The organism is Brevibacterium sp. BDJS002, assembly GCF_028201555.1.
In the GTDB taxonomy this organism is placed as follows: domain Bacteria; phylum Actinomycetota; class Actinomycetes; order Actinomycetales; family Brevibacteriaceae; genus Brevibacterium; species Brevibacterium aurantiacum.
Map to the genome: position 1 here is coordinate 3030497 of NZ_CP116392.1, position 26653 is coordinate 3057149.

The 26653-nt window shown below is 61.1% G+C and carries 37 protein-coding genes; 2 read left to right on the plus strand and 35 right to left on the minus strand.

The features are described from left to right. Positions 1-324: 324 nt before the first annotated feature. A complete protein-coding gene (locus PGC08_RS14070) occupies positions 325-6351 on the minus strand; it encodes a phage tail tape measure protein (protein ID WP_271708653.1) in 6027 nt (2008 codons plus the stop codon). 58 nt (positions 6352-6409) lie between these two features. Here PGC08_RS14070 and PGC08_RS14075 point away from each other — a divergent pair, with 58 nt between their 5' ends. Further along, complete coding sequence (locus PGC08_RS14075) at positions 6410-6571, plus strand: hypothetical protein (RefSeq protein ID WP_271708654.1); 162 nt, start codon at positions 6410-6412, stop codon at positions 6569-6571. On the opposite strand, the gene PGC08_RS14080 is transcribed toward PGC08_RS14075, so the two are convergent. From PGC08_RS14080 to PGC08_RS14170, 19 genes are all read right to left on the minus strand, one after another. Then, positions 6572-6715 (minus strand): hypothetical protein, encoded by a 144-nt coding sequence (locus tag PGC08_RS14080; protein ID WP_271708655.1) that lies wholly within the window; start codon positions 6713-6715, stop codon positions 6572-6574. 161 nt (positions 6716-6876) lie between these two features. Next, the gene (locus PGC08_RS14085) at positions 6877-7527 is read right to left on the minus strand and encodes a hypothetical protein (RefSeq protein ID WP_271708656.1); all 651 of its coding nucleotides are present in this window, start codon (positions 7525-7527) and stop codon (positions 6877-6879) included. Between the two features lie 99 nt (positions 7528-7626). Beyond that, entirely contained in the window at positions 7627-8145 is a 519-nt protein-coding gene (locus PGC08_RS14090) for a phage tail tube protein (protein WP_271708657.1), read from the minus strand. A 2-nt stretch (positions 8146-8147) separates the two neighbouring features. Then, entirely contained in the window at positions 8148-8354 is a 207-nt protein-coding gene (locus PGC08_RS14095; protein ID WP_271708658.1) for a hypothetical protein, read from the minus strand. A 65-nt stretch (positions 8355-8419) separates the two neighbouring features. After that, positions 8420-8746 (minus strand): hypothetical protein, encoded by a 327-nt coding sequence (locus tag PGC08_RS14100; RefSeq protein WP_271708659.1) that lies wholly within the window; start codon positions 8744-8746, stop codon positions 8420-8422. A 67-nt stretch (positions 8747-8813) separates the two neighbouring features. Further along, a complete protein-coding gene (locus tag PGC08_RS14105; RefSeq protein WP_271708660.1) occupies positions 8814-9176 on the minus strand; it encodes an HK97-gp10 family putative phage morphogenesis protein in 363 nt (120 codons plus the stop codon). Further along, a complete protein-coding gene (locus PGC08_RS14110) occupies positions 9173-9622 on the minus strand; it encodes a DUF6093 family protein (protein ID WP_271708661.1) in 450 nt (149 codons plus the stop codon). The genes PGC08_RS14105 and PGC08_RS14110 overlap by 4 nt, the downstream gene beginning before the upstream one ends. Further along, positions 9619-9987: a hypothetical protein gene (locus tag PGC08_RS14115; RefSeq protein ID WP_271708662.1), complete on the minus strand. Its 369-nt coding sequence runs from the start codon at positions 9985-9987 to the stop codon at positions 9619-9621. The genes PGC08_RS14110 and PGC08_RS14115 overlap by 4 nt, the downstream gene beginning before the upstream one ends. A 78-nt stretch (positions 9988-10065) precedes the next feature. Continuing rightward, entirely contained in the window at positions 10066-11163 is a 1098-nt protein-coding gene (locus PGC08_RS14120) for a phage major capsid protein (protein WP_271708663.1), read from the minus strand. Positions 11164-11200: 37 nt separating this feature from the next. Further along, positions 11201-11548 (minus strand): DUF2190 family protein, encoded by a 348-nt coding sequence (locus PGC08_RS14125; protein ID WP_271708664.1) that lies wholly within the window; start codon positions 11546-11548, stop codon positions 11201-11203. Between the two features lies 1 nt (position 11549). After that, a complete protein-coding gene (locus tag PGC08_RS14130; protein WP_271708665.1) occupies positions 11550-12773 on the minus strand; it encodes a hypothetical protein in 1224 nt (407 codons plus the stop codon). Further along, on the minus strand, positions 12770-13825 hold the full coding sequence (locus tag PGC08_RS14135) for a phage minor head protein (RefSeq protein ID WP_271708666.1): 1056 nt from the start codon (positions 13823-13825) through the stop codon (positions 12770-12772). Before PGC08_RS14135 ends, PGC08_RS14130 begins: the two co-directional genes overlap by 4 nt. 12 nt (positions 13826-13837) lie before the next feature. Then, the gene (locus tag PGC08_RS14140; protein ID WP_271708667.1) at positions 13838-15397 is read right to left on the minus strand and encodes a hypothetical protein; all 1560 of its coding nucleotides are present in this window, start codon (positions 15395-15397) and stop codon (positions 13838-13840) included. 21 nt (positions 15398-15418) lie between these two features. Then, complete coding sequence (gene terL, locus PGC08_RS14145; protein ID WP_271708668.1) at positions 15419-16924, minus strand: phage terminase large subunit; 1506 nt, start codon at positions 16922-16924, stop codon at positions 15419-15421. A gap of 244 nt (positions 16925-17168) precedes the next feature. Further along, positions 17169-17939 (minus strand): hypothetical protein, encoded by a 771-nt coding sequence (locus PGC08_RS14150; RefSeq protein ID WP_271708669.1) that lies wholly within the window; start codon positions 17937-17939, stop codon positions 17169-17171. Then, the gene (locus PGC08_RS14155) at positions 17932-18189 is read right to left on the minus strand and encodes a hypothetical protein (RefSeq protein WP_271708670.1); all 258 of its coding nucleotides are present in this window, start codon (positions 18187-18189) and stop codon (positions 17932-17934) included. Before PGC08_RS14155 ends, PGC08_RS14150 begins: the two co-directional genes overlap by 8 nt. After that, the gene (locus tag PGC08_RS14160; RefSeq protein WP_271708671.1) at positions 18186-18446 is read right to left on the minus strand and encodes a hypothetical protein; all 261 of its coding nucleotides are present in this window, start codon (positions 18444-18446) and stop codon (positions 18186-18188) included. The genes PGC08_RS14155 and PGC08_RS14160 overlap by 4 nt, the downstream gene beginning before the upstream one ends. Beyond that, positions 18443-19084 carry a hypothetical protein gene (locus PGC08_RS14165; RefSeq protein WP_271708672.1) on the minus strand — a complete coding sequence of 214 codons (642 nt, stop codon included), beginning with the start codon at positions 19082-19084 and terminating at the stop codon, positions 18443-18445. The genes PGC08_RS14160 and PGC08_RS14165 overlap by 4 nt, the downstream gene beginning before the upstream one ends. Then, entirely contained in the window at positions 19084-19305 is a 222-nt protein-coding gene (locus PGC08_RS14170; protein ID WP_271708673.1) for a hypothetical protein, read from the minus strand. The genes PGC08_RS14165 and PGC08_RS14170 overlap by 1 nt, the downstream gene beginning before the upstream one ends. A gap of 85 nt (positions 19306-19390) precedes the next feature. Between PGC08_RS14170 and PGC08_RS14175 the strand changes: the two genes are divergently transcribed. Further along, complete coding sequence (locus PGC08_RS14175; RefSeq protein ID WP_271708674.1) at positions 19391-19990, plus strand: hypothetical protein; 600 nt, start codon at positions 19391-19393, stop codon at positions 19988-19990. A 15-nt stretch (positions 19991-20005) separates the two neighbouring features. Here the strand turns inward: PGC08_RS14175 and PGC08_RS14180 are convergent, their stop codons facing one another. The 15 genes from PGC08_RS14180 to PGC08_RS14250 all read right to left on the minus strand — a co-directional run bounded on the left by PGC08_RS14180 (position 20006) and on the right by PGC08_RS14250 (position 26599). Next, entirely contained in the window at positions 20006-20203 is a 198-nt protein-coding gene (locus PGC08_RS14180; RefSeq protein WP_271708675.1) for a hypothetical protein, read from the minus strand. A gap of 56 nt (positions 20204-20259) precedes the next feature. Continuing rightward, positions 20260-20703 (minus strand): hypothetical protein, encoded by a 444-nt coding sequence (locus PGC08_RS14185; protein ID WP_271708676.1) that lies wholly within the window; start codon positions 20701-20703, stop codon positions 20260-20262. Continuing rightward, entirely contained in the window at positions 20693-20830 is a 138-nt protein-coding gene (locus PGC08_RS14190; protein WP_271708677.1) for a hypothetical protein, read from the minus strand. Before PGC08_RS14190 ends, PGC08_RS14185 begins: the two co-directional genes overlap by 11 nt. Next, positions 20827-21129 carry a hypothetical protein gene (locus PGC08_RS14195; RefSeq protein WP_271708678.1) on the minus strand — a complete coding sequence of 101 codons (303 nt, stop codon included), beginning with the start codon at positions 21127-21129 and terminating at the stop codon, positions 20827-20829. Before PGC08_RS14195 ends, PGC08_RS14190 begins: the two co-directional genes overlap by 4 nt. Further along, a complete protein-coding gene (locus PGC08_RS14200; RefSeq protein ID WP_271708679.1) occupies positions 21129-21560 on the minus strand; it encodes a hypothetical protein in 432 nt (143 codons plus the stop codon). The genes PGC08_RS14195 and PGC08_RS14200 overlap by 1 nt, the downstream gene beginning before the upstream one ends. A gap of 253 nt (positions 21561-21813) precedes the next feature. Further along, positions 21814-22227, minus strand: coding sequence for a hypothetical protein (locus PGC08_RS14205; protein ID WP_271708680.1), 414 nt, complete (start codon positions 22225-22227; stop codon positions 21814-21816). After that, positions 22224-23246 carry a hypothetical protein gene (locus PGC08_RS14210; RefSeq protein WP_271708681.1) on the minus strand — a complete coding sequence of 341 codons (1023 nt, stop codon included), beginning with the start codon at positions 23244-23246 and terminating at the stop codon, positions 22224-22226. Before PGC08_RS14210 ends, PGC08_RS14205 begins: the two co-directional genes overlap by 4 nt. After that, a complete protein-coding gene (locus PGC08_RS14215) occupies positions 23236-23916 on the minus strand; it encodes an HNH endonuclease (protein ID WP_271708682.1) in 681 nt (226 codons plus the stop codon). Before PGC08_RS14215 ends, PGC08_RS14210 begins: the two co-directional genes overlap by 11 nt. A 2-nt stretch (positions 23917-23918) precedes the next feature. Then, positions 23919-24110, minus strand: coding sequence for a hypothetical protein (locus tag PGC08_RS14220; RefSeq protein ID WP_271708683.1), 192 nt, complete (start codon positions 24108-24110; stop codon positions 23919-23921). Continuing rightward, positions 24107-24331, minus strand: coding sequence for an NrdH-redoxin (locus PGC08_RS14225; protein ID WP_442868136.1), 225 nt, complete (start codon positions 24329-24331; stop codon positions 24107-24109). Before PGC08_RS14225 ends, PGC08_RS14220 begins: the two co-directional genes overlap by 4 nt. Positions 24332-24378: 47 nt before the next feature. Further along, complete coding sequence (locus PGC08_RS14230) at positions 24379-24741, minus strand: hypothetical protein (protein WP_271708684.1); 363 nt, start codon at positions 24739-24741, stop codon at positions 24379-24381. Between the two features lie 13 nt (positions 24742-24754). Next, positions 24755-25132 (minus strand): hypothetical protein, encoded by a 378-nt coding sequence (locus tag PGC08_RS14235; protein WP_271708685.1) that lies wholly within the window; start codon positions 25130-25132, stop codon positions 24755-24757. Next, positions 25129-25401, minus strand: coding sequence for a hypothetical protein (locus tag PGC08_RS14240; protein WP_271708686.1), 273 nt, complete (start codon positions 25399-25401; stop codon positions 25129-25131). The genes PGC08_RS14235 and PGC08_RS14240 overlap by 4 nt, the downstream gene beginning before the upstream one ends. Then, on the minus strand, positions 25398-25826 hold the full coding sequence (locus PGC08_RS14245) for a hypothetical protein (RefSeq protein ID WP_271708687.1): 429 nt from the start codon (positions 25824-25826) through the stop codon (positions 25398-25400). The genes PGC08_RS14240 and PGC08_RS14245 overlap by 4 nt, the downstream gene beginning before the upstream one ends. After that, on the minus strand, positions 25823-26599 hold the full coding sequence (locus tag PGC08_RS14250; RefSeq protein ID WP_271708688.1) for a hypothetical protein: 777 nt from the start codon (positions 26597-26599) through the stop codon (positions 25823-25825). Before PGC08_RS14250 ends, PGC08_RS14245 begins: the two co-directional genes overlap by 4 nt. Between the last annotated feature and the right edge of the window lie 54 nt (positions 26600-26653).

A 26653-nucleotide genomic window follows, 5' to 3' on the forward strand; every position in this document is an offset into this window, starting at 1 on the left:
CTTCAACATTCCACACGTCTCCCGGTGCTGTCGGCATCATCGGCCCATACGAAGCAGGAGACGATGACCCTTCAAAGCGGATAGCTTTCCCGTCCGGAGACGATGAGTAGTCCACTATGAACGAACCGCTGTTCTTCATCTCCCACTCCGCTGGCCGCTTCGCAATGCTCCCGCCGAGCTCTGCTGGCGTCATGTCTGAGTAGTCTGCCCGCAACAACACCCCGGCATGGGCGGGGTCGACTATCGCCGTGATCCGGCCATCCGGTGACACCACAGGATCAGTCTCAGGTGGCCAGACATAACCCGGATTCACGACGATAGGCATTAGTGAGCCCTCCCAGCACCAACAGCAATACTGCCGACGGTTGTAGAAATGTGTGCTTGCATTTGCTTGCCATCCACAACCAAGGACACCGGGACACCATCCAAAGCCTTTGCAAGCTCGGACGGTGTGAACTGGTTGTTCTTGATCTCGGCGGCAATGGACGAACCAATAGCAGAAGCATCGAACCCGCCACCCGTGTGCGGGATGAAGGTGCGGTTCTCGGCGAGCAGCTTCCGGGACTCGGCGGCGTTGTGGATCTGCTCGCCACCGGAGAGGTTGACGAGCTCGGGCCCGTTCTCCCCCACGACAGCCCAACCGGACTTCGCGGAATCAGTGCCTTGCTCATACCAGTGGTTGCGTTCCCAGAACGACCGTGCACCCTGCACATCGCCGTAGCGCTGTTTGATGTACTTCAATCCGTACTCAAGCTGCATCTTCGGGTCCGAGGTCTTCGAACCACCGACCGTGCCCCATGTTCCGTTGAGGAACTGGAACAGGCCGTAAGCCGACGAGGACGGGTTCTGAGCGTTCGGATTCCAGCCCGACTCCCTTGTGAGGAGCCAGTTGAGGTCACCGAACTGGTCGCCCCAGCCCATCTGCTCAAGCATTTGCTTGGCCATGGACTTCACCGGGCCCGCGGCGACGTTCGAGAAGTCAGCCGAGCCGGCGTTCTTCCCGTAGTCCTTCGCCTTACCGACGAGGCCCTCGGAGACCTGGGACATGATGCCCTTGCCGAGACCACCCATGTAGCCGTCGGGGAGCATCTTCGAATGCTTCGCGTAGATCTGCTCGGTGAGCTTCTTGGCCGCCGCCTCATAGGACTTGGCCATGTTGTCACCAGGCTTCACGCCAGCACGATCCAGGAACGGGTGAGACATTGCCCCGCCCATGCCAGGCAGTCCCCCGGCCATCGCCTCGGACAGTGCTTTGACTGCCGCGATATGGACGTGGTTGAAGTGCATTCCACGAACAGCACCCGTGTACATGTAGTTCTGGCCGTTCTTGATCTGCTTCCCATTGGCTGGGGAGTAGATCAGTTCCGCCAGGTCCGAACCGTAGGTGTTGCGCCAGAAGTTGAAGATGTCCATCGACGGAGATGTATCGATCGCGTTGCCGCGTGAGTGGTGAGAGGTGTTCCCCGACGCTGTGATGGATCCGCCACGGTAGGCAGAGTTGAGTGTTGCGTTCGGGAACTTCTCCTTCGTGATCGCCCACAGGTTCCGCCACACACCCGAGTCAGCGAACGCGTTCACACCAGGCACGGGCCCGAATACCCCACCTGAAGCGAAAGCGTTGCCCTGCATGTGCAGAAGGTCATCGAGACGCCCCTGACGAGCAGCATCATTCTGAGCCTTGACACCCTGCTCGCCGCCCATTGCACGCGTCCACTCAGGACGCATGATCGCCTCACCACCGGAGAGGTACAACTCCCCCGCCGTGGGTGAACGGAACTGGTGAATATCACGGCCCGGCGAATAGCCAGGCATCACACCACCGGATTCGAACTTCAATGCTGCTGGTGCGTCGAGCTTCACGCCCACATCACCGAACGCCTTGTTCACCGATGCAGTGAACTTCGAGAGGACACCAATCAGACTATTCAGGCGGTTACCCAGTTCAGGCTTGGCCTTTTCCATCTGACCGTCAATGCCGTCGCGGACGCCCTTCATGTTCTTATTCGACGTATCCAGGACCGACTCGAAGCCGGACTTGTTCAGACGCTTCAGGTCACCCAGGCGAGTGTCGTAGTCGCCATACATGCCGGACATGGTGCCGTCCGTTGCTTTGCGCATGTCGCCGAACTTGATGCCCGTCGTTGTCTTCAATGATTCGAAGTCCTCAGCGGACTTCGTTTTCATCTGAGACTGCTTGTCGATGAGCATGAGCCGCATCAGTTCCTGCTGCTCAGTCGCAACAGTCTTCTGCCCTGCCTGCTTCGTGGCGACGTTGAGACGCATAGCCTCCTGCTGAGTCTGCACGTCCAGGAGCATGGCTGCGTTCTGCGTCTGAGTGTTCAGAAGCATTGCCGCCTGCTGGGTTTGCGTATCCAGCAACTGGCCAGCATTCGTGGTCTGCGTGCCCAGGAGCATTCCGGCCTGCGTCTCCTGCATGTTCAGCAGCATTGCCGCCCAACCATCAGAGACACCGACCCGCATCTGCTCCATGGCATCCAGTGTGGTGGCCGACATATCCTGCATCGCCAAGCCAGCCATGCCCTCATCGTCAGCAACGACAGGGTTCACGCCCACGTCCACGGAAGTGCTCATGTCTCCAAGCGCAGGCACAGCAGCACCACCCAGCATGGATGCCGCGGACTGAACGTCCGCAACTCCGCCGAGCATGCCCTGCACAAGACCCTCAGCGGTGAACCCACCGAGCTCGGCCATGACGGTCGACGGCGAATGGATCCCAAGAACCGATTTGAACGTCGATTCCATGACCTTCGCCAGGTTGGCGATCGCGGACTCGACGTTCTTCTGCCGACCCTCGAGGCCCTTGACTACCCCGTCAGCAGCAGCAGAGCCTCCCTTGTAGAAGCCTTCCGTGACGTACTGGCCGGCCTGACCTGCGTACTTGTCGAACTCGGCCCAGGATGAGACCAGCTGGTTGCGTTCACCGACGGGAGCACCCAACAGAGCATCAGCAGCAGCGTTTCCGCCCTCGATGCCCTGCCCGGCTACCTCCTGCAAGAGAGCACCAGGGATGCCCATCTTCGAAAGCTTCCCCAGCTTGTTGACGAGTTCCTTGAGGCGGGCAGTCTTCCCCGTCATGGACGACAGAGACGAGACCTGCTTGAAGTTCCCGTCACCCGTCGACACCACATCAGTGGACACATCGAGATCACGGTCATTCAGCAGACCCGAAGCAACAGAGTCCTTGATGCCCTTGAGCTCCTGGGCTTTGTCCTTGGCCTTCTCGAGTTTCGCGTCTATCCGCTCGGCCTGGTTGTACAGACTGTTGAGGTTCGATTCGAACTTCCTGGCCGAAGAGGTTGCACGAGACTTAGAGCCACGAGACAGGTTCTCATCGGACCCATACCGAGAGAGCTGATCGACAGCCGAAAGACCGCCAGAGAGACCGGAAGTCACCTGGTCACGGATGGAACCGCGACGCAGGTCCTGACGAAGATCGGCCTGCATTTCACGGATCGCCTTGAGGCGTTCCCGTTCCAGCTTCCGCTGCTCCTCGTCAGCCTTCGATGAGCCAGACAGCACACCACCGCGGGCCATTGGGGTAGCACCCGGCATGCGGGTGAGCGCTTCCATCATGATCTTCCAGGAACGCTTCGACCCGTCGAGGGGAATGAACGCCTCGTCGACGTCCATGCGGTCACCGACCACACGCCACGTATTCGGCTTGACCATCTCAGCAATGTTGGAGTGAACACCACCGGCCGCCATGGGCATGAGGTCGATACCGCCGGCAGCCTTCGGTCCCCACTGGTTCAGGCTTCCCGGCTGCTTGCTCCGGTTCCTGTTCGGGTTGAGCAGGTTCTCTGGCATGTTCTTGATGCCGTTTTTCGGCTCATTGACATTGAAGTGCACCTGCACGGTGACACTTTTCGGAATGTTGTCGACATCCTTCTTCGTCTTCTTGGCCTGCTCCGAGGCGGCATCCGACATCCACGTTTTCACGGAGACGTCATCAGGGATGCCGAGGACCTTGCGGGCCATGGCATCCGCCTCATCAGCGTTCTGCCCAAACTTCTTCGCGGTCCCGACAAGGTCGTCGTAGGTGCGCTGAAGATGTTTCTGCAGATCCTCTTGAGACGCACCATTCTCGGCCATCCTGTCGGCAGACTCTCGGCCGGCGTCAGCAATTCCGAACAGAACGTCCCGGTTGGCGCGGCCCTTCTCTGTGGTGATATCGAGCGTGCGACCGTTTTCCTTGACGGCATCGCCGACAGCATCGATCGCAGCCTCGTAGGACGCCATCGCTTCCATCTCGGACTGCTGGATGATGCCAAGACTCAGGAGCCCTTCGAGCATCTCCTGCATGCCGCCTGCCGCGTCCTTCGCTGCACCACCGACACCCGCGATCGCGCTGGAGGCTTCACCAGCGGGGCCGGTAATCTCACCAAGCGCTATCTGTGCGAGAGTGGCGTTGTCTGCGCTCACACCCCACTCTGCGGCAGTCGCCACTAGCTGCGCCTTCAGTTCCGGCATTTTGTTGATAATGTCTTCCGCTGTGTATCCAAACTCGTCGCCGGAATCGACCATCGTCTGGAAGCTGGCCGCCAGTAGTTCCGGGTCACCAGACTGGGCGGTCGCCGCGAGGACAGAATCGAACTTCTCTAGCTGCTGCGTCGCAACATCGGCACGCGTGTCCGCGAATAGTCCAAAGCCTGTCCCAAGCTCCGAGAGTCCTTCCATCAGCGGGTTTACATCAGTTCGCTTCAACGCATCACCGAATCCGGTGATACCAATCACGGCATTGCCGTTAGCTGTGAACATCTCATCCAGCGCCTCAGCAGTCAGCCCACCTTCGGAGCGCAACTGAGCCAGCTGGGTAACTGCTTCCTGAGTGTTTTCCAACTTGCCCAGCCCGGCGTCAGCCAGCTGCTTTGACACCGCGAACGCAGTCAGGCCAATGGCGGCACCGGCGGCGGCTGGGCCAAGTGCACCAAGTGCACCACTGAATTTTCCAAGAGTGCCAGTTGATGCGGCAGCGGCAGCTTTGAGTGTTGTAATCGCGGTGACTGTCTCCGCAATCCGCGGCACCAGGATTAGGGCGGCGCCGCCAGCCAGTGCGGCAGTGCCGGCGATGGCACCGAGCGCAGCGGAAGTTTTCAGCACAGGCTCAGGTAGATCCCCGAATGCGGTTGCCAGTTGCGCTGCACCTTCGGCCACGCTGGCCAATGCGGGCAGGAATGTGCCACCGATCGTGATGGCTGTGTCTTTGAGGCTGTTGCCAGCGATTTTGATTTTCGACTCGGCGGTCTCGTACCGCTTCGCGGCCTCCTGCGCCAGGGCGGTGCCCCGCTCGTACTCGTCATTACCCTGCTTGAGGGCATCAGTGAGCACATCAGAGGCCCCAGAAAGGCGCAGTAGTGCGTCGGATTCGCGAATACCGGTGATGCCGAGATCGGAGAGCGTCTGGTTGACGTTCTCTCCCGATGCGTCAGCTTCCCCGAGGCCAGTCACGAACGTGCTGAGTGCACCGGACGCGTCCTTCTGCCATGCCTGAGCGAACTGGGATGATGACATGCCTGAGATCCGAGCGAACTCGTCGAGCCCTGCACCGCCTTCGCCGACAGCCTTGGTGATCTTTTTCATGACCAGGGACATGGCCGTGCCGCCAGCCTCAGCCTCGATGCCCACCGATGACAGTGCGGTGGCGAGACCGAACACCTCGCCCTCAGATAGGCCTGACTGTTTACCCACGGCGGCAATGCGCATGGACATGCCGACGATTTCAGCCTCAGTCGTCGCAAAGTTGTTGCCGAGTCCGACGATGGAGGCACCCATCTTGCCGAAGTCCTTCTGGCTGGTGCCCATGATGTTCGCCAGGCGTGCCAGAGATGTTGCTGCTTCTTCAGCGGAGATGTTGGTGGACTCGCCCATGTCAATCATGGTTTTGGTGAACGACACAACGTTGTCGGTCTTAATGCCGAGCTGTCCTGCAGCTTCTGCGACAGCGGCAATCTCTTCGTGCGTGGCAGGGAGAGTCTTCGCTAGGTCACGCAGACCCGACTCCACGGCGGCAAGCTGCTTCGGCGATCCATCGACTGTCTTGAGAACACCAGTCCATGCCGATTCCCACGACATCGCAGCCTTCGTCGCCAGCCCGAGGGAGCCGACAACAACGCCACCGAAAGTGGCCATGGCTGTGCCCGCAGTGGTCATCTCGCCGGAGTATTTGCCAATTGCGGCCATTGACTTACCGGCGCCCGTAGAGGACTTATCCCACGCTGTTTCGGTCTTCTGAGCGGCGTCCATAGCCGACTTCGAGGCAGCGGCCATATCGGCTTTGAACGCGTCCACCTTGGCAGAAAGGACAACCTTCGTGCTGCGAACTTCTACCATGGCAGGGGCCTCCTATATGATGTGGTGACTACAAAGGAAATCGGAGAAGGGTTCCGGAATGCGCGCAGAAATGAGCGGGATGATCGCGTTGTTCTTCATTGCGATCGTGCTCGCCTCGATATTCTTCGTCGTTCGCGGAATCATCCGATATGCAAAGCGCCGTGAGGCTGATCGGCAGGAAATGCTCGATCTCATGCGTGAGCAGAATCGCCGAGAATAGTCACTCGTCTTTCACGACGTAGGTCTTCTCGCCGTCTTCCGGAGTCCGATCCAGGCGGCGATGCTCCTCGAGTTCTGCGCACGCGGCACAGTTGATGCGATGGACTTCGTAATCCGTGGGGTGCTCGCCTGTTGTGCGTGACATTGGCTGACCGCACCCGTTGCACAGATCCGCCTCGTAGGCGGTGAGGGCGAGTGCGAACGCCCGATCCCTCGCGGACCATTTTTTGCCTGGCTTCCGTTCCCCACGCAGCACGGTCACAGGTTCTCCCCATGAGCGTGCTGTGCGGGTCTCGGTGAGGGAGTTTAGCCCTCGTCCGTCCTGCCAGGCTTCGACGATTTTGGGATGAACGAACCCGGATCAGTCGACGTCAGATCGTAGAACGCGGCGTACAGTTTCTCCATTTGCGGCTGACCCAGCTTCTCGGCCACAACGCGCATCTGCTTTGGCGTGAACGCCCGGTCGCCTGTGTCGGTGACGATCGCGTGGGAGAGGATGTGGATACCTGCCTCTTTCTGCAGGATCGCGCCCGAGGCGTTCGATGCGGCACGACGCACAGCCTCCTTGATCTCCTTCGGATCGGAGACCTCAGAGCGCTTGCATTCCTCACGCGCATAGCCAGCGGCATCCTTCGACGCCTGGTCGGCGCGCTCCTTCGCGGCCTGGCGGGCTTCTTTGCTGATCTCTTCGATCTTGTCCTGCTCAAGGGCCTGAACTATGAACTCGACAGCGGAGTCCTGGAGCTCGGCTTGTAGTCGTGCCTGCTTTTCCAGCAGTTCCGACTTCTCTGCGCCAGCATCGAGAGTCTGTTCTTCACCACTGTCGGCGAACAGGGCGAGATCGTCCTCGACTGCCTTGAGTCGTCCCGCCACGTCAGCAGCCTGGAAGATCGTGACGGGCTGCTGTGCCGTGCGAATGCCTGCGATGAACTGGTCCGGATCGAATTTGGTGGTCATTTCTATTCCTCCATGTGAAAGTTGTGGGGTCTCCATGTAGGTAGGCCAGTGGCCCGGCCATGGAGGAACCGGGCCACTGGGGTCTGGGTGATCCGAGGATCAGGGGGTGGCTGCAGCGACAACGCCTTCGAGTTCCATCTCCTGGAACGCTGCGGTGATCTTGCGCTTCACGTAGCCGGTGCGATCAACGTGAGTCGGGTTGTCCGCGATGCCGTGGAAGTATTCGTACTCGTCGCCGGCTTCCCAGGCTTCTTTCGAGGTCTTCGAAGTCTCGCGCTGCACGAGGTATACCTGGGTGCCCTTGGACTTCACTGCCTCGTAGGCCTTGCCCTTATCCGAGGTGAGATCCAGCGCGTGCTGATCGTCGTAGTCGAGGAAGAGAGTGAACTCCATGGTGCCGTTGCTGGCGCCCCAGGTGGAGGCGTTGCCTTCCTGGCAAAGGGACTTCTCGTCGACGGATTCGGAGGTTGCGGCGCCGACGTTGTAGTCGGACATCATGATCGCGCACGATGCTTCGATGCCGGCTTCGAGTTCGGTGAGGGTGATTGCCTTGGGATCGGCGGGCGCGGTGGGGAGGATGGTGACCTTGGTCTTGCCATCTGCGAGTGGTGTTGGCATGGTTACTTGCCTTCCTGTTTGTTGACGACCTCAATGACTGAGGCGACACTCGGGGTGGGTATTGGCGCGGGGGTAGTGCGGTCTTGCTTCTTCTGGAGAGGCGTCGGTGAGAGCGTCCCTGCGAAGATTTGGAAGTGGGTTTCGGGCACCTTGTACGGGAGCTTCTTCCCGGTGCGTCGGTCCCATGCGTGCTTGAAGTTGTCGGCCATGGAGACTCCTTTTCGGGCATAGAAAACGCCACGGGGTGACCGTGGCGTGGTGTTGAGTGGCAGGGTTACGGTTGCTGGAACTCGAATGCGACCGGCATGTAGAACCGCGTCGGGCTCACCTGATCGTCGTGCTGGATCGGAATGTGCGGCTCACTGTGCCGGTACTCTCCCCCGCCAGGCACCGGGACTCGGTTGAGTTTCCGGACTACCTCTTGGGCGAGGTTGCGGACCGTACCGACTGTTGCACCAGCGACGGTGATCGTGAGGTTTCCGGCTGTCTCCTGCATGGAGTAGTCGAGTGGTTGCTCGAAATGCTCGCGCAGGGGCTGAGACCAGACGGCCAGATACGGCTTGATGTACCCGCCCGTCGTGGGGACAGATCCGGGGACCATGCCGTCGTAGACGTCGACACCGATCGCCTTGAGGCGGGCAATGGTCCAAGTGTTGAGGGTGATGATGTCAGTCAGGGAAGATCGCCTCCCCCGCCAATTTGGACATGGCCTGCTCGAACCCGGTCACGCGGCGGTTGAACGCCGGTGCCAGGTACGGTTGCGGCGCCATGCGACTCGTGCCTGCCTCGACGTGCAGCCCATATCCGGCTGTTGGCCCTATCTCGGCGCCCAACTCCCCGCCGGTGTTGAACGTGTCGTATCCGATGGAGTTCTTGAGATTGCCGGTGTCCACGGGGACGTAGGACTTCGCATCTGCAGAGATGTCGGCAGCCGTTTTGCCGATGGCCTGGGCTGCCTTGTCGTGTGCGCGTTGTCCAGCCTGGGAGAGATCGAGTGCAAGGTTCTTCCACTCGTGCGCGTCTGCAGTCATGCCGCTTTCGCCTCCCGCCCGTTGATGTCCTGGCACAGGTAGTCGCGTGTCCAGTTCGTGGTTCCGGATTCGGCGACGAGCACTTGGAATTCGCGCCCGTTTAATGCAGGGTCGTCGGGGTTGTCGAGGATCTGGATGGTGTCCCCGTAGTGCAGCCATGTGGAGGCGATGGGGACACTGATCCGGTGGGATGCGATGATCTCCACGCCGTCGGCGACCGTGACGGGTCGCGATGATTGAGTGAGGAACTGGGCCGAACACGGTGCATGTTCCCATTTGGACGCGTAAGTGGGATTACCTCCACCGCCAGGGGTCCAATCGCCGGGGGCGCCGACCGTGTAGGCGGTGCAGTCACCGGTAAGGAAACCATAGGCGGCGGGACGGTGATGCTCGGACCATCCGTCGGGGATCACCCTAAGGCGGCCTCGTGCGGGGAGCGGGCTCATAACCGCATCTCCTCACCCTCCTGTGCAGTGTCGCCGGTGAGGTCGAAGGCCATGAAGAACGGTTCGTCGTCCTCCGCGTCCTCTTCCTCCTTGGCGCGTCCGCGCAACGCCGTGGCGTGTTTACGGAGCGCATCTGCTACCTGGGCGCCGTTTGTGCTTCGGTCCTGAGTAGTAATGACCTTGGAAGTGAGAGCCTCCGACGACGCAATCGCGTCTAGGGCGTCCGCAGCAGCGCGCTTCACTGATTGGCGAGTGATGCTGAGGAAACCTTCCAGCTGATCGTCAGAGAAGATCTGATTCTCACCGGCATCCAGGTCGGCTATGAGGAGCCTGATCTGTTGCACTGGTTCGTTGTATTCGACCATCACAACTCCCTTGGTTGTGCCGTTCCCCGCCCCACACGATGGCAGTCAGTGCGGAGCGGGGACCGTGCTCAGGTGGGGTCAGGCCGCGGTGCCGGTGGAGGCGTAGGCGACGAGCGCCTTACCGTCGGCATCCTGGAGACCCTTGGCGGCTCCGTCGATGTGGCGGCCGCGGAAGTCGATCGTGTCGTCGAGGTATGAGCCCTCTTCGAACGGGATCTCACCGCCGCCGACCCGGTTGCCCTGGTCGCGCTTGGTGCGAATGTCGACGTTCTCGTGGCCAAGCAGCGAGACGTGGAGGATTGCCGGGTGCACGCTGGACTTGTTCGCCAGGAGGTACCAGGTGGTTCCACGGTTCGCGGACTTGTCGATCTCGACGAGCTTGCGGGACACGACGACCTGCACGAGACCCCGGAAGGGGTTCTGGATGCGGGTCTTCGTTTCCTTGTTGCCCTCGGTCACCTTGAGGTCGAGCTCGGCCGCGTTGATGATGCGGTTCGCTTCGATCTGCAGGGTCGGAGGGACGACGAGGACGAGTCCGGTGGTGTCGACGAGGTCACCGCGGTGGTCTTCCTTCAGTGCGAAAGCTTCGACAGCCTTCTGCAGATTCTCCGGTGAGAGTTTCGCGGTGCCGGGGGTGGTGAAGAAGTCGGCACGCGGGCCAGCTGCGTCCACGAACGTGGAGAACACGTTGCGGTTCGATGTTTCGACTGCACCGTTGCCGAGTCGGCGGGGGAAGTCGGCCATGTCGGTGAAGTCACCGGAGAGTGCGAGCTCCCAGGTGTAGCCGAAGCGGCGACCGAACTTCTTGACCTTGTATTCGACTTCGAGCTCGTCGAGGGTGTCAGCCTTGTACTCTTCACCCTCAGCGACGGGTTCGAACTCGGTGTTGCCGAACAGGTCGCGCAGCTTCTTCGGCCGGAAGTCCGGCACCTTGCGCTCGAGAGCGAAGGGCTCGTATTCCTTGACGGCGTCCTTCTGGGCCTGGATGGCCTCGACTTCGAACCCCTTCGACAGGAGGAGGGGGAAGTCGCTGGTGGACATGGCTTCCTTGAAGCGGGCGACAGCGATGTGTCCGCCCTTCTGGGCTTCGTTGAAGAGCTTGGCAGCGCCGAGCACCTTCTGCTTCATGTTGGGGGCCGTGCGGAATTCCGCCTCAGCCAGCAGATCAAGTTCCATTGTTCTCTCCTAAGAGTATGGGGATGCGTTGGGCTGGTCAGCCGGCGGACGCGGGGGTGGGCGGGATCATGCCGAAGGGAGCGACCTCGGCGGGGCCGGTTCCGGTGGCCTTGGCCTGGTTGGACACGCCCCAGGCGTTGGCATTCGCGGTCGCGGTGAGGCCGTTGCTGCCAGTGAGGTAGACGACCTGGCCCTCGGTGAGGGCGCCGGCCACGTCGATCTCCCAGGCGCCGTCGAGCCACACGGTGACACGGTCACCTTCGGCGGCGTCAATGAGTGCGACGCCACGGTAGGCGCCGATCGCGACGGGCTGACCGGACTTGTAGTCCTTATCGGCGGTGAGGGCGATGTGCTTGTTTTCCGGGTACTTCTGGTTCTTCGCCATGTCAGGCTCCCTTCAGAGCTTCGAGGTCTGCGAACGTGATCTGGGTGTCGTCGGATTCGGTGGTGTTCGCGGGTCGGGATTCGCCGAGGCCGCGCACGGATCCTGTTGCGTTGGGTGCGAAGGTGAGTTCGTCGGCGAAGGTCTTCGCTTCCTTGACGATCTGTTCCGCGTCCTTCTCGGACTCGGTGAACCGTTCGATGAGAGCGTCCTTCGTGGCGGGGGCGTCGATGTTCTCGAATGCCTCCTCGACGATGCCGGCAACCTCGTGGCGGCGGGCTTCCTTCGCACCCTGGGCTTTGAGTCGCTTGATCTCGGCCTTGAGTTCACCGTTCTCGCGGCGGAGCTTCTCGACCTCAGTCTCGCTGCCGTTGCCGGAGCCGCTGTTGTTCTTCTTCGAGTCGGCTTCGTCGACCCGGCTGGTGTCCGTGGTGGTGTTAGCCATTTCGGCTGCCTCCTGTTGTTCGGATTCTTGATTTCCATTCCCAGCCGGGGCCGGGGTGGTCTTGGGTACATACACGGTGGTGGGCACGACCTCGGTGGGCTCGCCGGTGAGGGTGATGGTGATGCCGTTGCGCGTGTACTTCTGCTCGTAGGTGGCGAGCACGTCGGCGGGGCCTTCGGTGCTGAACCACACTGTGTTGTCGTCGTGGTCGCGCACGTACATCCACATGTCGCGGTTGCCGATCGTGTCGCGCACTGCCTTCTGGAGGAGGTCGCGTGTTTCGTCGTTGATGCCTTCGCGCAGGCGGGCGGATTCGAGGACTTCCATCACTCTCCCGCCCCGCCCTGCGCGAGTAACGAAATCGACGGACCGGGCTTCGGTGAGCCTGGTGATGATGCGCTGCCCGTTGGCTTCGCTGACTTCTCCGGATGCGCGGATGCTGACTCCGATGTCTTCGGCCATGTCGGCGACGATCGGCTTCCAGTGTGAGTAGATCTTCGCCTCGGCGACCAGGCCGCCGGCTTCGTCGTCCCAGTGGGCGTCTTCGGAGAGCACGCCGACGAGGTTGTGAAGGTCGCCTTCGGGGCGGGTCCAGTCTTCGGATTCAGTGGCGTGATTCCAGAACATCTGCGTGCCCTTGGGAAATACCTTGTCGCGGCCGGCGGCTTCGATGGTCTCTTTCGGGTAGACACCACTTGAGCCAGAACCGGGGGTAATGATGCCGATCTTGGCGCGTCCACCGCCCTTTGGGGTGAGAGTCGCCGTTTCTTTGAGGATGGTCATGTCTTCGCCACCTTTCGGAGGTCTGCGAGCGAGGTTGCTTGATACGAGGGCCGCCAGTCGGGGTTGTCGACGCGCTTGGCCATGTCGGAGAGGTTGATCTGCCCGTCCTGCAACATGCGGTAACGGTCAGGTCCGAGCGCAGAGACCGCGTCCTGTGGATTCGTCTGCATCCAGTCCTCAACCGATGGAGTGAGGTCCGGAGGCTCCTCAATGTTGGGGAAGCCGAGGTCCGCCCAGGACTTTGTCTTGGGGATGAACGTGCAACGCCCGTTCTGGTGATCGAATGGGCCCGGAGTATCGGGTGGGTACTCTGATCCGTGCTTACCCAGACAGGAAGGGCAAGTTCGCGACGAGAGTTCGGCATGCCAGACGACAGCGGTCACGGATGGGTTGGCAGCGTTCTGTACCCGGTTCGCGGCTCTGTGTGCGTCCAGCTGTTCAGTACGGGCGATACGCATTGCGCGAGTCAGTCCACCGTTGAAGCTCGATCGTGTGCGCTTGAGCATTTCCCGTGCTGCCCGGTCCGGGTGCCAGCCACTGGGGACGGCTCGGATCAGTGCGGACTTCATGGCGTCGATCGCATCGTCAGCCAGTGGCAACGAGGATGCGTGGATCTGGCCGAGGCTGCGTTCGATGATCTGCTCAAGAGCTGGCTGGTCAACGCGGGTGAACGATGGGAGGAGCTTCGAATCGACGGGCGGCATCTGGGACGCCGCCACCCCGGTGGTGAGGTCCGCGGTGCGCTCGACGACCTCCCGGATCGAATCCTCAAGCAGTGGACCGATCTCGGCAGCGAGCTCCTGAAGCTTCGAGGCGGTCATCGCCAATGCTCTTTGGGTGCGAGCCAGTTGGGTGATCTGCGCGGGCGTCAGCGGCTCGCCGGCGGCACGACGAGCCAACACGACGGCGATGGTGTCTTGCCACTCCTGTGCGATTTCCTGCCACGCTTGCGCCCACCGTGCGGTGAGCGCCCGGGTGGAGGCGTCCACGTAGTCGTCAACGAGGGCCCGGAGTTCGGAAGCCCGGCGTAGCGTGAGTTCTGTGATTGCCACGCCGGCACCTCCTTACTTACGGTTGAGCGCCTCGGCTGGATCCTCGCCACGGTTGAACGCATCGACCGCAACATCACCAGCTGATGTATTCGGGTCGATGAAGTTCCCGGCGTCGTCCGTCCAGGTTTCGAGGATTTCGTCGACATCCCGCACGCCGAGGGCACGCAACAGGAGTCGCATGGTTTCCAAGGGTGGGAGCTTGCCGGTTGCGTCAGCGTCAGTGATGGCCTTGACCATGGTGTCGACGGGAGTCTCGTCAATGTCGGGCCAAGTGATCGTGAGAGTGCGGTCCGATTCGCCCTGCAGGATCACTTCCTCCTGCTGGGTGTACGCATCCACCGAGACACCGCCCTTGAGCGGTCCCTGTGGCGCAAGGACTGCCTGGTCGATGACGTGGCCAAGGATCGCCCTGTACGTTTCCGTCCAGACTTCACGACGCCCGCTCATTTCCAGGCGGGTCGGCTGGTCCAGGGTTTCCGCGACAGCGCGTGCACCGGTCTGCCCGGGGTCTGCGAGGAGTGTGGTCACGGGGAGGCCGAGGGCTGCAGCAATCATGGTGGCCAAGGGTCGACCGGATTCGGCGTCGATGGTGGCACCGGACTTCGGTACCGCCTCTAACTGCGAATTGGGGTCCATGGCCGCGACACCGCCCGCCTCACCCAGACCATTGAGGGCTGAGCGTGCCTGCTGTGCAGAGGACCGTTTACCGGAGAGTTTCCAGGCGATCCGGGCCAGGGACTTCATGAGCTTCGCCCAGTCCTCAAGGAACTCGCGGTAGGACCTTGCCCAGGGCAGAGCAGCGTAGGCATCGCCCACCCCGAATTTGCCGACCGTGTTGACGGCGACCATGAACACTGGGGCATCCCAGTTCACCGGGTTGCCGTCGATCACAGGGAAGCGGCGTGTGGGCTTGTGGCCCATCGCTGGATACCAAGTCGTCTTCTGTCGGGTCGTGACCTTCGCGGTCCGTTCCCCGATGGTCGACTCTTCATAGTCGCGGCGGTAGAACCAAACCTCGGATGCATCTTCAGGGTTGGTGATGATGTCCGTCATCTCGATCGGGTCAAGCGTGCGGATGCGAGTAAACCCGGTCTTGGGATTCGAGAATAGGACGGCGTAGACCATGCCGTCGGTGCCGAGCTGGTTCTCCATCCGCACATGCGCTTGAGCGCCCGTGAAGGCTTTGCGGTTACCGGGATCGTCGAGGAAGTTCTGCACGACCGAGTTGACGTCCTGTGTGCCACTCTCCTTGCCGTCTGGGGCTTGAATGCCGACCCCGCCTGCCCACACGTACCCTGCGCGCAGGGCCAAGCCACGCTTCACGAGGGGATTCGAGATGGCGAACACTCGGCAGAGTTCAGCGGCTTGTCTGCGAGCCTCGGGAGTCATTTCTCGTTGACCCTCAGCACCAATCTGAGACCAGCCGCGATCTTCCGCAAATGACGCCTGCAGCTGACCAAGGTAGTTGGCGTTCTCCTCGAGCTTGAACTCCAGCGAGTCGACTACGCCGCGGAGGCGGTCCACTTCGGGGTCGTGTGCTTCGCGGAGGCCTAGCCGTTCGAGCATGCCCATGGAGGCCTCCTTCGTGTTGGTTCAGAATGGGGAAATTGACCACTCGCGTTCGTCCTGCCACTCTTCTGCTACCAGCTGGTCTTGTGACAGCAGAGGATGCAGGAGAAGATACGATGCGGCCTGGGTGGCGCTGTCGACGCTGTCGTCGAAACTTGCGCCGGGGAAGCCCTTAGCCTCTTCGATGAACTCCTCCACGTTCGGCAGAAGCGTCGATGTTGGCAGGTGCATGTTTCCGGCGAATGCGAAAGGCGAGATGGCTGAGGCGCGGGCGATCTTAGATCCCTCGGGGGTGACGGGGATGATGCCGGAAATGTCACGCGAGAGAGCGGAGATGACAGCTGGACCGTTCGCCGCGTCCTCCACTAGCTTGGCCGTGGCCTCCGGATACTTCGCACTGAGATATCGGATCTTGTCGACCGTGCCGTTGAAGTTCAAGCGCTCGCGCACCATGTCGAGCAGGAACATGTTCGGGCCAACACGCAGCCACACTTGGCCGACAACGTAGTCCGAGGAGTCTGCATCCTTGAACGCGAGATCCCATGACTGGATGAGTTCGTAGCCGTTCTCCCTTAAGCCCGGGACGCGGCGTGACCCATCATCCAGGTCCACCCACATGGGCTGTGAGTAGCGCGGCCATTCGGGCGGGAAGATGCCGCCCTCGTCCATTGTGGGGCTTTGCTGGTACATCGCCTGCCAGGCCTTAGGCCCCGTGGCGATCTTCCGCTGCTCCCACTCTTCGACGGTCATGCCATGGACGGTCTCGTGATACTCGCCAGGCTCACGGCCAAGTGGGTCCGTCTCGCCTTTTGCAGGGTCGTGATCGGCCTGCGCGGGAATACTGAGGACTTCCCAGTCTTCCCCGCCTGGCTCGTTCAGGATGCGTCCGCCGAGGTCACCGGTGGCCCACCTCGTCATAATGAGGATGACGGGAGTGCCGGGGTGGAGGCGAGTCTGCGCTGTGCCTGTCCACCAGGCGAATGAGGTCTCGTTTTTGACCTTCGAGATGGCTTCCTCGTAGTTCTTCACCGGATCATCAATGATCATCGCACCATCGGATGGACGGCCTGTGAGTGCTGAACCAACGCCTGCGGTGAACATGCCGCCGCGATGCCCATCGAGTTCCCACTCGTTCTGGGCAGACACGTCATCGCGGATGCCAAGGCCGAGCGTGTCACCGTCTTGTCGGATCTGGTCACGGACTGCGCGTCCCCATCGTCGGGCCACTGCGGTCTCGTAGGAGGCGAGCGTGATTCGTGCGTCAGGGTTGCGGGTGAGCAGCCACAGTGGGAGCCATCGGGAGCAGAGCTGTGACTTCCCCGATTGTGGACTTACTGACACCATGAGGCGAGCGTTCGGAGTGTTGATCGCGTCGACGAGCTTCTGGTTGATGAGCTCAATGACGGGCGTGCGCTTGACGGTGGGATCGAGTGCTTGGGCGAGGTCGAGGGGGCTGTCCCATTGAGGGCGGTCGTTTCCCGTCTGCGCTTCGAGTTTGTCTGCGAGCGCCGTCATCCAGTCAACGGACACGACGCACCTCCATGTGGTTTGCCCCGCTTTGAGTCGAGTACGGGAAACTCGAACCACGGCGAGGTAGCGAGCCCGGTGCTGTGGTTGGCTTGATGCCCCCTGGAGCCTGCAATGGATGAGTGCGGCTGCAACAGGGGGCGGGGAACGCACTGCACGGGTAGAAAAGTGACGAAACACCCCGTGAATGCGAAAGATGGACCGGTGCCCGTAGACACTTCGACCCATCTATCGCATAGCTAATCCCCTAACTGGCTTTTTGTCCAGATCGACACCCCGAGTGTTGGGCACGGGTGAGAACTTCTTCGAACCGGAACAGCAGGGGCGCTTTCGGGCCCGGCCCTTTTCGGCCGACAGGGTGGAGTCCTTCGTATTCGCCGAGGGCACCGGTGGCCCTGTTCCTGTTGTCGACTTCGAGGAATTTGAGGACCTGCTTCGCACTGATCTTGATGCCATGGACCTGGGTGAGGACGAGGGCACATTCCTTGGCGGTGAGGTCAACGTCGGCAATGCCTGCCTTGAGCCTGTCCTGGCCTTCTCTGGGCGTGTAGAGCTGTCCATCCACCATGACACTGGCTTGGTCGTGCCGGGCGTAGACAGGGCGGTCGTTGTGCCAGCCGCAGAAGCGTCGGTCGTCGATATGCCGGTTGAGCTCGTCGTGGATAGCCCGGATCGCGTCCTGGATTTCGGTGATGAAGTCGTCGAATGCTGGGTGGTGTGACATCCAGTCGGCGTACCCATAGATCCATGCTGCGATGGCAGAGGTGTCGTCCTTGCCGGTGTAGTCGTGGTGGCCTTCTTCGGCGATGAGTAGCGCCCAGGAGACGAGGGTCTGTTTCAGGTTGTCGCGGGCGATGACCATTGTGTCGGTCATTGGGGCTTTGGGTGCTGGTGATCCTCCCCCGCCTTCGGATCCGCCGTATGAGGCTACTGGTGCGGTTGGTTCGATGGTTTCGTAGAGGTCGCTGATCTGGTCGCAGAGGCTACGGATCTTCTGCGCTGGGGCTGGGTCAGGCATGTGGCCTCCATTCGGCGTGTGGGGTGAGGTGGATACTGCCCGTAGTGAGGGTGACGGTGAAGATGTCGATGTCGCCCATGTAGGTGCGCTCCTCGCCGCCCCACTCCTTCTCGACGAGCACGTCTCGTTCGTAGCGGATGCCGGAGACGGTGACGCCGGAATAGAGACGCTTCTTGTCTTGGACGTCGACACTGGCGCCAACGGTGGACAGCGGCATAGTGTCGATCGGCAGCCATGGGTTTTCGGTCATGGTCGTCCTGCTTTCTGCATATCGCTGATCAGTTGCTCATATGTGTTGGCGATGAGTTCGGCTGCGGTCACCCACGTCATGGCCCCGTTGCTGGCGGCCTGTTCGGCTTGGTTGATTCCGTCGTCGTAGATGGTGGCGGCGTGGGCTTTGATGGTCATGCCTCCGGGTGTGGAGCCTGCCGCGTGGTGTTCGACTGCGAGGAGGCCGGCTGCGCGTCGGATGCGTTCACGTTGGGCTTGCACCTGCTGGATCGTCACTTGGGGCCTCCCCCGACGTTGCGGAGGATCTTCGGGATCTCGGCGGCCGCGAGTTTCATCTGTTCCGGGGTGGCACCGATCGCGGGCAGTAGGGCGGTGATGACGGCTTCGAACTGTTCACCAGTCCTCTCGGCGATGCGGACTTGTCGTTCGTCCACGCCGGCCTTGAGTGTTTCGCCGGCGTACCGTGCGAGCTGGTCTTGGGCTTTGTGCAACAGCGTGTAGACGACGTGCTGCCGGGCTTCCTGGACGGTCTCGGACTTCCCGCCCATCGGGTTGTCTTCGGAGGATTCCTTCGTGGTTCCCCACCACAGTTCACCGTCGGTCTCGAGGAGCTCCACCTGGTGCCTGAGCCACTCGACTTCGCCGGCCTTGGAAGCAACGAGATCCAGTAGCGCCTGCGCGGGGTCAAGGTTCTCGTGGGGTGTGCCGAGGCGTCGGGCGACTCGGGTGAGCTTCTCTTGCTCGAGGTTGCGGGTTGCTGCGGTCTTGGATCGCTTGTTGGACGAGCCGTGAACGCGGCATGTGGTGCCGCCACGGACAGGGTATGACCCGCATTGCCCTTGCCGCGACTTGGCATACGCCTGGCACTTGGCCGGATCCCATCCGCTGCGATCGATATCTTTGCGCTTCACCATCAGAGACCCTTGAGCTCTACGGTGTCGAGAACGTCGATGCGTGCGCCGCTGGGCACCGTGTGCAAATGGTCACCTATCTGCAACGTGACGGTGCCGGGGCTAGCGGTGTGGATGGAGTGGAGGGTGCCGCGTCGGCAGTAGCCGAGGGCGGACCAGGTGGGGAAGCTGACAGTGGAGCCGATGTGCTCCGGCCCAAGTTGGCTGACGTACTGGATCTTCATGCACGAAGCTTGTGCCCGGACACGGCAGAGTTACCAGGGGCGACACGCGGGATACGGAAGTAGTTTCTCGGGATAAGATCTACAAATGTGCATTGACTTGGCAGCGGTTTCCAGCGTCGCGGTTTCCGCAGTAGCCCTCATCGTGGCGGCCCTCGCGCTAGCTCAAGATAGATCACTCGCCCAAAACCCAATAGTGTGCGCGAGCTTCAACGGGAAGCATGGGGTGTTGACAAAAGGCACCCACGACGGGATGTCCCGAACTTCTTTTGGGCCGAGAGACTACTTGATCGAGTTCAAGGTCCAAGGGCCAGGCGCCGTTTATGATCCGTCAGTCACAGTGGAAGACACCCGCGACGATGATGGCGGCCTCAAGTGGGCGTATCGGGAGAAGGGCAGCGTCCTGACCGCGGATTCTGGTTCCGTGGAGGTTTATATTGAAGCGCACGTCACGAAGCCTGGTCTGTTCGTAGTCTTCACTTTTGATCGTCCGAGGCGATTCCGCAGGGGCGCGACAGCCGTCCATTATCGCTATGCCATCCCACGCCACAATCACGATGATGAAGCCGACAAGACTGAGATATTCAAGCGCGGGAAGTGGCGTCGAATCAAGATGAAAGAGATCAACGGGCCGAGCGTGGAGAACCCCGTCAAGGAAGACCGGGATCTTCGAAAACAGCAGGGCTGAACGGACCTGGGCGGCCTAAGGCGTGCTGTGGCGGAAGTTGATCAGTTCCGGCCCAGCTTCCCCGACGATGAAGTTGGCGATGCCTGTCTTGGTTCTGCGCATGGTTCGCTCGCTGGGTCGGGTTGTGTAGATGTACTTGCCGGAGCTGATGAGTTGTGCCCGGTGTGCGACTGCCCACCAGTAACGCTGGTTCGAACCATAGCGGTCTTTCATGTACCTGAGCGTTACGTTCAGGTCGCTCACTGTCTGCCTGATCTCTTCGCGGAAATTCATGCTCCCTCTCCGAGTAGTGCGGTGATCGCGGCACGGGCGCTGTCCATCCAGGCGTGCTTGAACTCCACGTCACGGTCGCCTGCTGGCCCACCACCGAAGTATTCGTTCGTGGGCCAACCGTTCGACACGTCAATGCCTTCGTCTTTGATCAGATGGAGAGCAAGCCTCTCTACCGCCCCGTCGGTGCGGAGTTGTTCGCGCTGCCAGCGGGCAGCATCAACGAACAACAGCATCGCCTCGCGAGCATGCCAGTCCGAGTCCGCCCTGTCGCGTCTCTTGGCCTCACCGAGAGCCTCGGCATCCCGTAGTTCCGTCTCATTCGTCATCGTTGCCCCTTTCAGTACTGTGTTCACAAACCATTCGGCGGTTTCGTTCGTGACTGGCCTGGGTAGTAGTGGCGCTCCTGCGCCGCGATAGATGACGGGCTGCTCATTCGTCATCGTTGATCTCCATCCACGGGCAGCAGCATTGCTCGCCGTGTGCCTCGTAGTTCCAGCATTCGTTCGCATCGTGGTCGTTGATCTTGTGGCCGCAGGTGGTGCAGGTGCGGTCGTACACGTCACTCATCGTTTCCCCCAGATGCAGGTCACAGGCACGGCTCCGGGCGCATCGTGCGGGGCAACGTGCCACGTTTCCCAATCGTCACGGCTCACCACCCACAGGTGAGCCACGTCGAGGCCATTCCAATGCGCGTCAGTGGTGCCGCATGACCTATCCCATTTGGTGACGATCCACGCGAACGCCGACTTGCTTTGGTGGCCAGGTCCGGTGATGTTGCAGTTCTCGGCTTCCACGAACGGGAGCCAGGTGGTTTCGTCCCACCATGTCGTCATTGCCTGCGCCGCTGTGTCGAGTTCAGTGCTCATCACGCACCTCCCTGCCGATCGATGTTCAATGCCCACGCCGCATCACTTCGAGCCTTGTCCGCATCGTCGCCTTCCGGTGCCTTCAACCAGCCGAGCGATGCCAATCGTTCAGCTAGCACTCCTGATCCGAGGTTGTGCCCACCGTCGACTTCTCGAATGTCATCCGCCAGCTTCTCCGCGTTCGTCCGCGCCGGGTCCGGGACGATAGTGATGCCGAACCGGGCGGCCAGGTCTTCCCAGCCCAGTCCCCCGTTTCGGTGCGCGTCCGCAGTCTCGTGGAACTCGGACTGCGTGATTGTCTGTCCGGGCACCTGGTCGGGGTGAGAGTCGAGATACCGCAGTGCGTCACAGATCCCCGCACGTCGTTCTTGCCCCGGGATCGTGCCGTAGTAGTCGGAAACTTTCGGTTCCAGGTCGATGTAGTTGCTCATGGTCAAAGCTTCTCCTCGGATACGGGACTTTTCCCAGCCCTGACACGCGGTTGGTGAGGTTCAGTTTCAACCCCAACGATTGGTGAGGTTGCGTGAGGTTCGGTCCCGGGATTGTCGGTGTTTGAGGTTCCGCCAAACGCCCTGTGCGCCTCGCTGAGCCGTTTTCGTGTCGCCCATGACTCCACGTGTGGTTCAAGGATGATTGCGGCCAGGACGGCGGCTGGAACGAGCGCCGCGGTGATGATGAGCGGGATCATGCCGCACCCCTGAGTGCGAGCAGTCCCCGCCGGTAGTCGGCCCAGGGGGTTTCGCCTCGCTGGTAGTCGTCGTACTGCTCAGGGGTGAGCGCACCGGATGCGACAGCCTTCGTGAGGGCCTTGGTCGTGGCGAGTTCGGTGGCCGTGTCGGTCATGTCGGCGCGGCCAGACACGATGGTGCCGACCTTGGCCAGGCGGGTCTTGCGTTCGGCTTTGAGGATGCGCACCAGATGCGCTGGCATCAGGTACTCCGTGCTGTCATTGAAATGTTTCTTCACAGCGTGTTTCGCTTCGGCCAGCGTGTACGGGTGCAGCAGGTCGTACCAGGCGCCGGAGACTTCCTCGCTGACGTGTCGGTTGTCGTAGGCGCTGATGAGGGCGAGCAGGTCGCCGGCTTCGCTGAGTCTCACAGGAGCTCTCCTTGGATTGGTTCATCGCCGTAGCTTTCTTCGATGCGGCGTAGGTTCTCGATGACTGCACGGTTGTTGTCCATGCGTTCTTGCGCTCGGTTGCGGGCTGGTCCCCGCTCGGATGGTCGGGTCCGGTCTGGGAGTGGACCGTTGTCCCAGGAGTCGGCATTGAGCCATGTCGCGCCGAGCTTTGTGTAGGTCTCTTCCCGGTTTGGGTCGTCTCGGTAGCGGATTGCGCCGTGGTAGATCTGATCGGCTGATGCTCGTTTGCGTGCTCGATCCCAGGCTTTGAACGCTGGTCGCTTGTCGTCCTTGCGGGGGTAGGTCTGCCAGAACATTTCGAACTCCTCGGGGTAGTCGTGGTGGGCACTCCGCGACTCCGTTGCGGGGAGTGAGGAGCAGGAGCTTGTAGTAGTAGCAGGAGTAGGAGCAGGAGTAGGCGAAGTTTGATTTGGGCCTAATTGAACTTCGGTTTGGGCCAAATGCGACCCCGAAACCGAACTTTGATTTGCCCCAAACCGAACTTCGGGCAAGGGGTAAACGGGCGTTTCGTTCGGATCGATTTCCGGCTCGTCGAGCACCTCAGTCAACTTCTCTTTCCCCCACCCCTTGAGCTCCGGTTTTGCCGACTTGAGCTTCCGCAGCTCGTGGACGATGACCCCGCGGATCATGAGTGACGAAACACCTGCGTAGGCGTTCGCTACGGACACTGCCATGCGTGGCTGATCAATGAGCCCGTCGTGCTTGATCCAAGTGCGGATCAGGACTTCCTCCGTGTCGTCGTCGATGATCGCCACATGGGCCGATGAGAGCTCGTGCGCGGCGGTGTCGACGTCGTCCACGGTCCACGACTCGGAGAGTGCGGCGAGGCGTTTTGGTCGCCAGTCCGCGACCCCGGCGTAGTTGAGCGTTGATGAGGTAACGAGGACGAAATAGAGGTGCTGTGCGGCTGGGGACAGTTTCCGGAACCCGGTTGACCCCCAGATCGCGATGTTGATGCGTGCGTGGTCACGAGCCATTGGAACTCACCTGCCCGGCGATGCGTTTCGCGTATCCGACCTCCATTCCGAGGCAGAAGCTTCGCTGGTCTGCGGTGTCCAGCTCTTCTTGCGTATAAACAGGAGGGTTCAATGCCTCGGTGTCGTCGAGCTCTACGGACTGACTCTTGATCGACCCCCAGATAACACTCGCGAAGTATCGGAACGGTTCGTCCGGCGCCCCTCTTCGGCCGCCCATGTCGTCGACGATGTCGAGCATGAACAGCTCCGGTACGCCCATGAGCCACCATCGAAACAGTGACGCTTTGCCGATGATGTGGATCGAAAAGCCTGAGTTTTCCCAGGCGACAGAGAACGCCTCATAGAACGCTTCGAATCGCTCGTAGTTACTGCGCAGCTTCGTGGCCGCGGCAACATGCTTGATGGCTTCGATCGCCAGATGCTCGGCGTATGCGTCTGCCTTGGCGGATAGGCCCTGAACGAACTCTCCTGCCGGGCTGGTCGATGACTTCCCGAGGTTGCAGTCCTTGCACGCCGCGACGAGGTTGTCGGGCTTGTCGGATCCGCCGAGCGTTGTGGGTATGACGTGATCGACATGCAGGGTGACTGTCGGTGCCGACTCCCCGCAATACTGGCAGGTGTGGTCGTCTCGCCTGAGAACTTCGAATCGTGTGCGTTTTGAGACTGCCATTGTCATTCCCTCCCTGGTCGTGGTGGAAGCAGCCCGAGCACTTCGAGGACGTCACGTGCTTCGTCTGCCGGGAGCCACGAGGCGACAACCTCGGTGGCCTTGTGGCATTCGGCAGGCGTGTTGCGAAGTTTCTCGAGCGCGATGGTGCCGAGGTTGGTGCCAGTGGGGTTCGCGTACCCGATGCTGTTCGTCATGCTGCGGACTCCTGCTCATTCATTGCGGTGATGTATGCACCTAGCCGGTCTGGCCTCAATCCGCCCCAGTGTTCTGTGTGGCCGTCGGGGTATTGCACGTAGACGATGGGTGCTTGCTTGTAACCGAGTTCCCTGGTGACGAAGCGGTGGGCGTCGAGGTCAGTGCTGAGGTCGACGGGTGTGTAGGTGATGCCGTCGCGCTCGAGGATGTGTTTCGTCATTCGGCATTGGGAACAATTCGGCGAGGAATAGACGGTGATGGCCATGGTCATGCCGCCTTCTCTGAGATGCCGCGCAACTCGGCCATAACCTTGTATGTGCGCGGCGCCATGCCGGTCCCCTGCGCCACCTCCGCGAGAAATAGGCGCGTGATCTTGTCCCAGCGTTCGACGAGTGCGGCCCAGACTGGGCCAAGCTCGGCCATGCGGTGGAGTTCGAGGCGAAGCTCGGGGCAGGATTCAAGGAGTTTGCGGCATCGGTTGAAGTCGGATGGGTCATAGGGGTAGCTTCCGAAGCCTGAACGGCCTCCTACAGGAACGCCGGTGAGGTGCGAGACGATCGCGTCGGATGAAATGCCGCGTTCTCCGGTTGCGAGCCAATGGACGATGTTGTGTGAGTGAATATTTGCCATGATGTTCTGCCTTTCAGAAAGGTACGCGCTGGTCGATGAACTTGAGGTGGATGCGGTATCGGTCCTTCACTGGCGCTTTGGGTCCGCGGCGGTAGTCGGGTCCGATGACGTGCCGGCTGTCGTCGTCGGGCCATGCGCCAGCGTCTGTCAGGCCGTCGAGAGCAGCTTTGACCGCTAACGATGCGTTCCCTGGATCTGCGCGGCCTCCGGTCCGGAATCCGATTTCAGCGACGACGAGCACAGGTGTTGGCAGGATGAGTTTCTGCTGCTTCGCGAGGTAGTGGGTCAGCTGGCGGATATGTTTCTTCCGCTTCGCCAGTGCCGCCCAGTACAGTCGATCGTTGTCGCTGATCCAGTACGCCTTGTGGATGTCGACGATGAGTTCCGTCATGGGTTCACCTCGAATAGTCCGGGCTGAATGACGTCGAATGCCTCGATGGTTTCTGCGTATTCGAGTAGCTGTTCGTAGTCGAAGATCTCGGTCGAGTGCAGGCTGATCGTCAAAGCTGTCTTGTCCGCTTCGTACCCCTGACGCGGCGTGGCCCTAAGTCGTGCGAGGCGGTTATCGAACGCCTCCTGCGCGGTCACGTTCGTCTGCTGGGTGATTCCGGTAGCCTCGCGCCCTTCCGGATGCGTCGTGGTGATCTTGACGAAGCTCATGCCGCCATCGCCTTCCTGGCCTTTGGGCGCCGACACTTGGCGATGAACTCCCGGCCACTGTCGGTCAACGCGAAGGCGGCAACGTCGACACCCGTGACCGGCTCGATACTGGCGACGGGAGCGAAATCTTCCCCGGCAATGAACCGGATGGATTCGGCCAGCGTGCGTTCGATCTTCACGTTGGCGGGTGCCGCTGCTCTGGCGACGGTTCTGTCACTCACGCCAAGCAGTCGCCCCAGTTGGAGCATGGAGTGCTTCTTCTTGAGCTCAATGAGTAGGTCGCGGGTGTCGTGTGAGTCGACGAGGCGACTAGGGGCTTGATCCGGTAGGTAGCCCTTGGCGATCTGGTCACGGTGCTTGCCGCAGTACGATCGGCCATGCGTGTTTCCGGTGCAGTCGGGGACGGTGCAGGGATTCGTTTTCATGCTGCTTTCCTTCTCTGGTCTTGTGCTCGCTCGATGAGCCAATTGATTGCGAATACTGCTTGCTGGGTGACGACCCCGTTACCGAGTGCGCGGAGCTGCTGGACGCGTGATAAGCCGAGTTCCTCGTCAGTCACCCACCCATCGGACTGGCCCATCATCCACTCGACAAACCGGGCCGACAGTCGGTGTTTTCCTTTGGGTGTGAGTTCGGTGGGTGCTGGTGCTTCTCTACCTGTCACGGTTTCCCATCGGGCGATCGCGTCGGCGTATGGGCCAAAGCCGTCGACGATAGTCGGTGCAACGTTCTGCATTCCTACCGAGCGGCCCTGCGAACGCCGAGATTCTGGATGATTGACGTTCCCGTTGTCGGCATCGCCTGCCAGCGGTGTTGGGAGAAGGTGCACGGCGGATGAGACGGTGAGGTCGCCTTTCGACCCTCGCTGATTCGGGCCACCCTTCTCGCCATCCGATGCTCGCGGCGTCGGTAAGAGTCGTCGACGTCGTTCTGCCTCCCCTGCCTGCCGATCAGCGTTTCCGGTCATATCGGTTTCCGGCCACACCTCCTCCGGCATCCCTAATAGTGCAGGCATGCACTGCAGTCCCGGTGAGTTGCGAGTCGCAACCTGATTCTTCACATCCACCGGCTTACCGTCGATCGTGGAAGGGGTGGGTAGCAGGTCGTCCTTGAGTTGGTCGGGTGCGACCATGTGAACGATCTGCGATGAGAGCCGCAGCGTCTGCCCTTCGCGCTCGGCTTTGTCTGGGTGGAGCATTCCGCCCTCGGCCTCAGCCGCGCACGGTGTGCGCAGTAGGCCAACGGTCTCGGT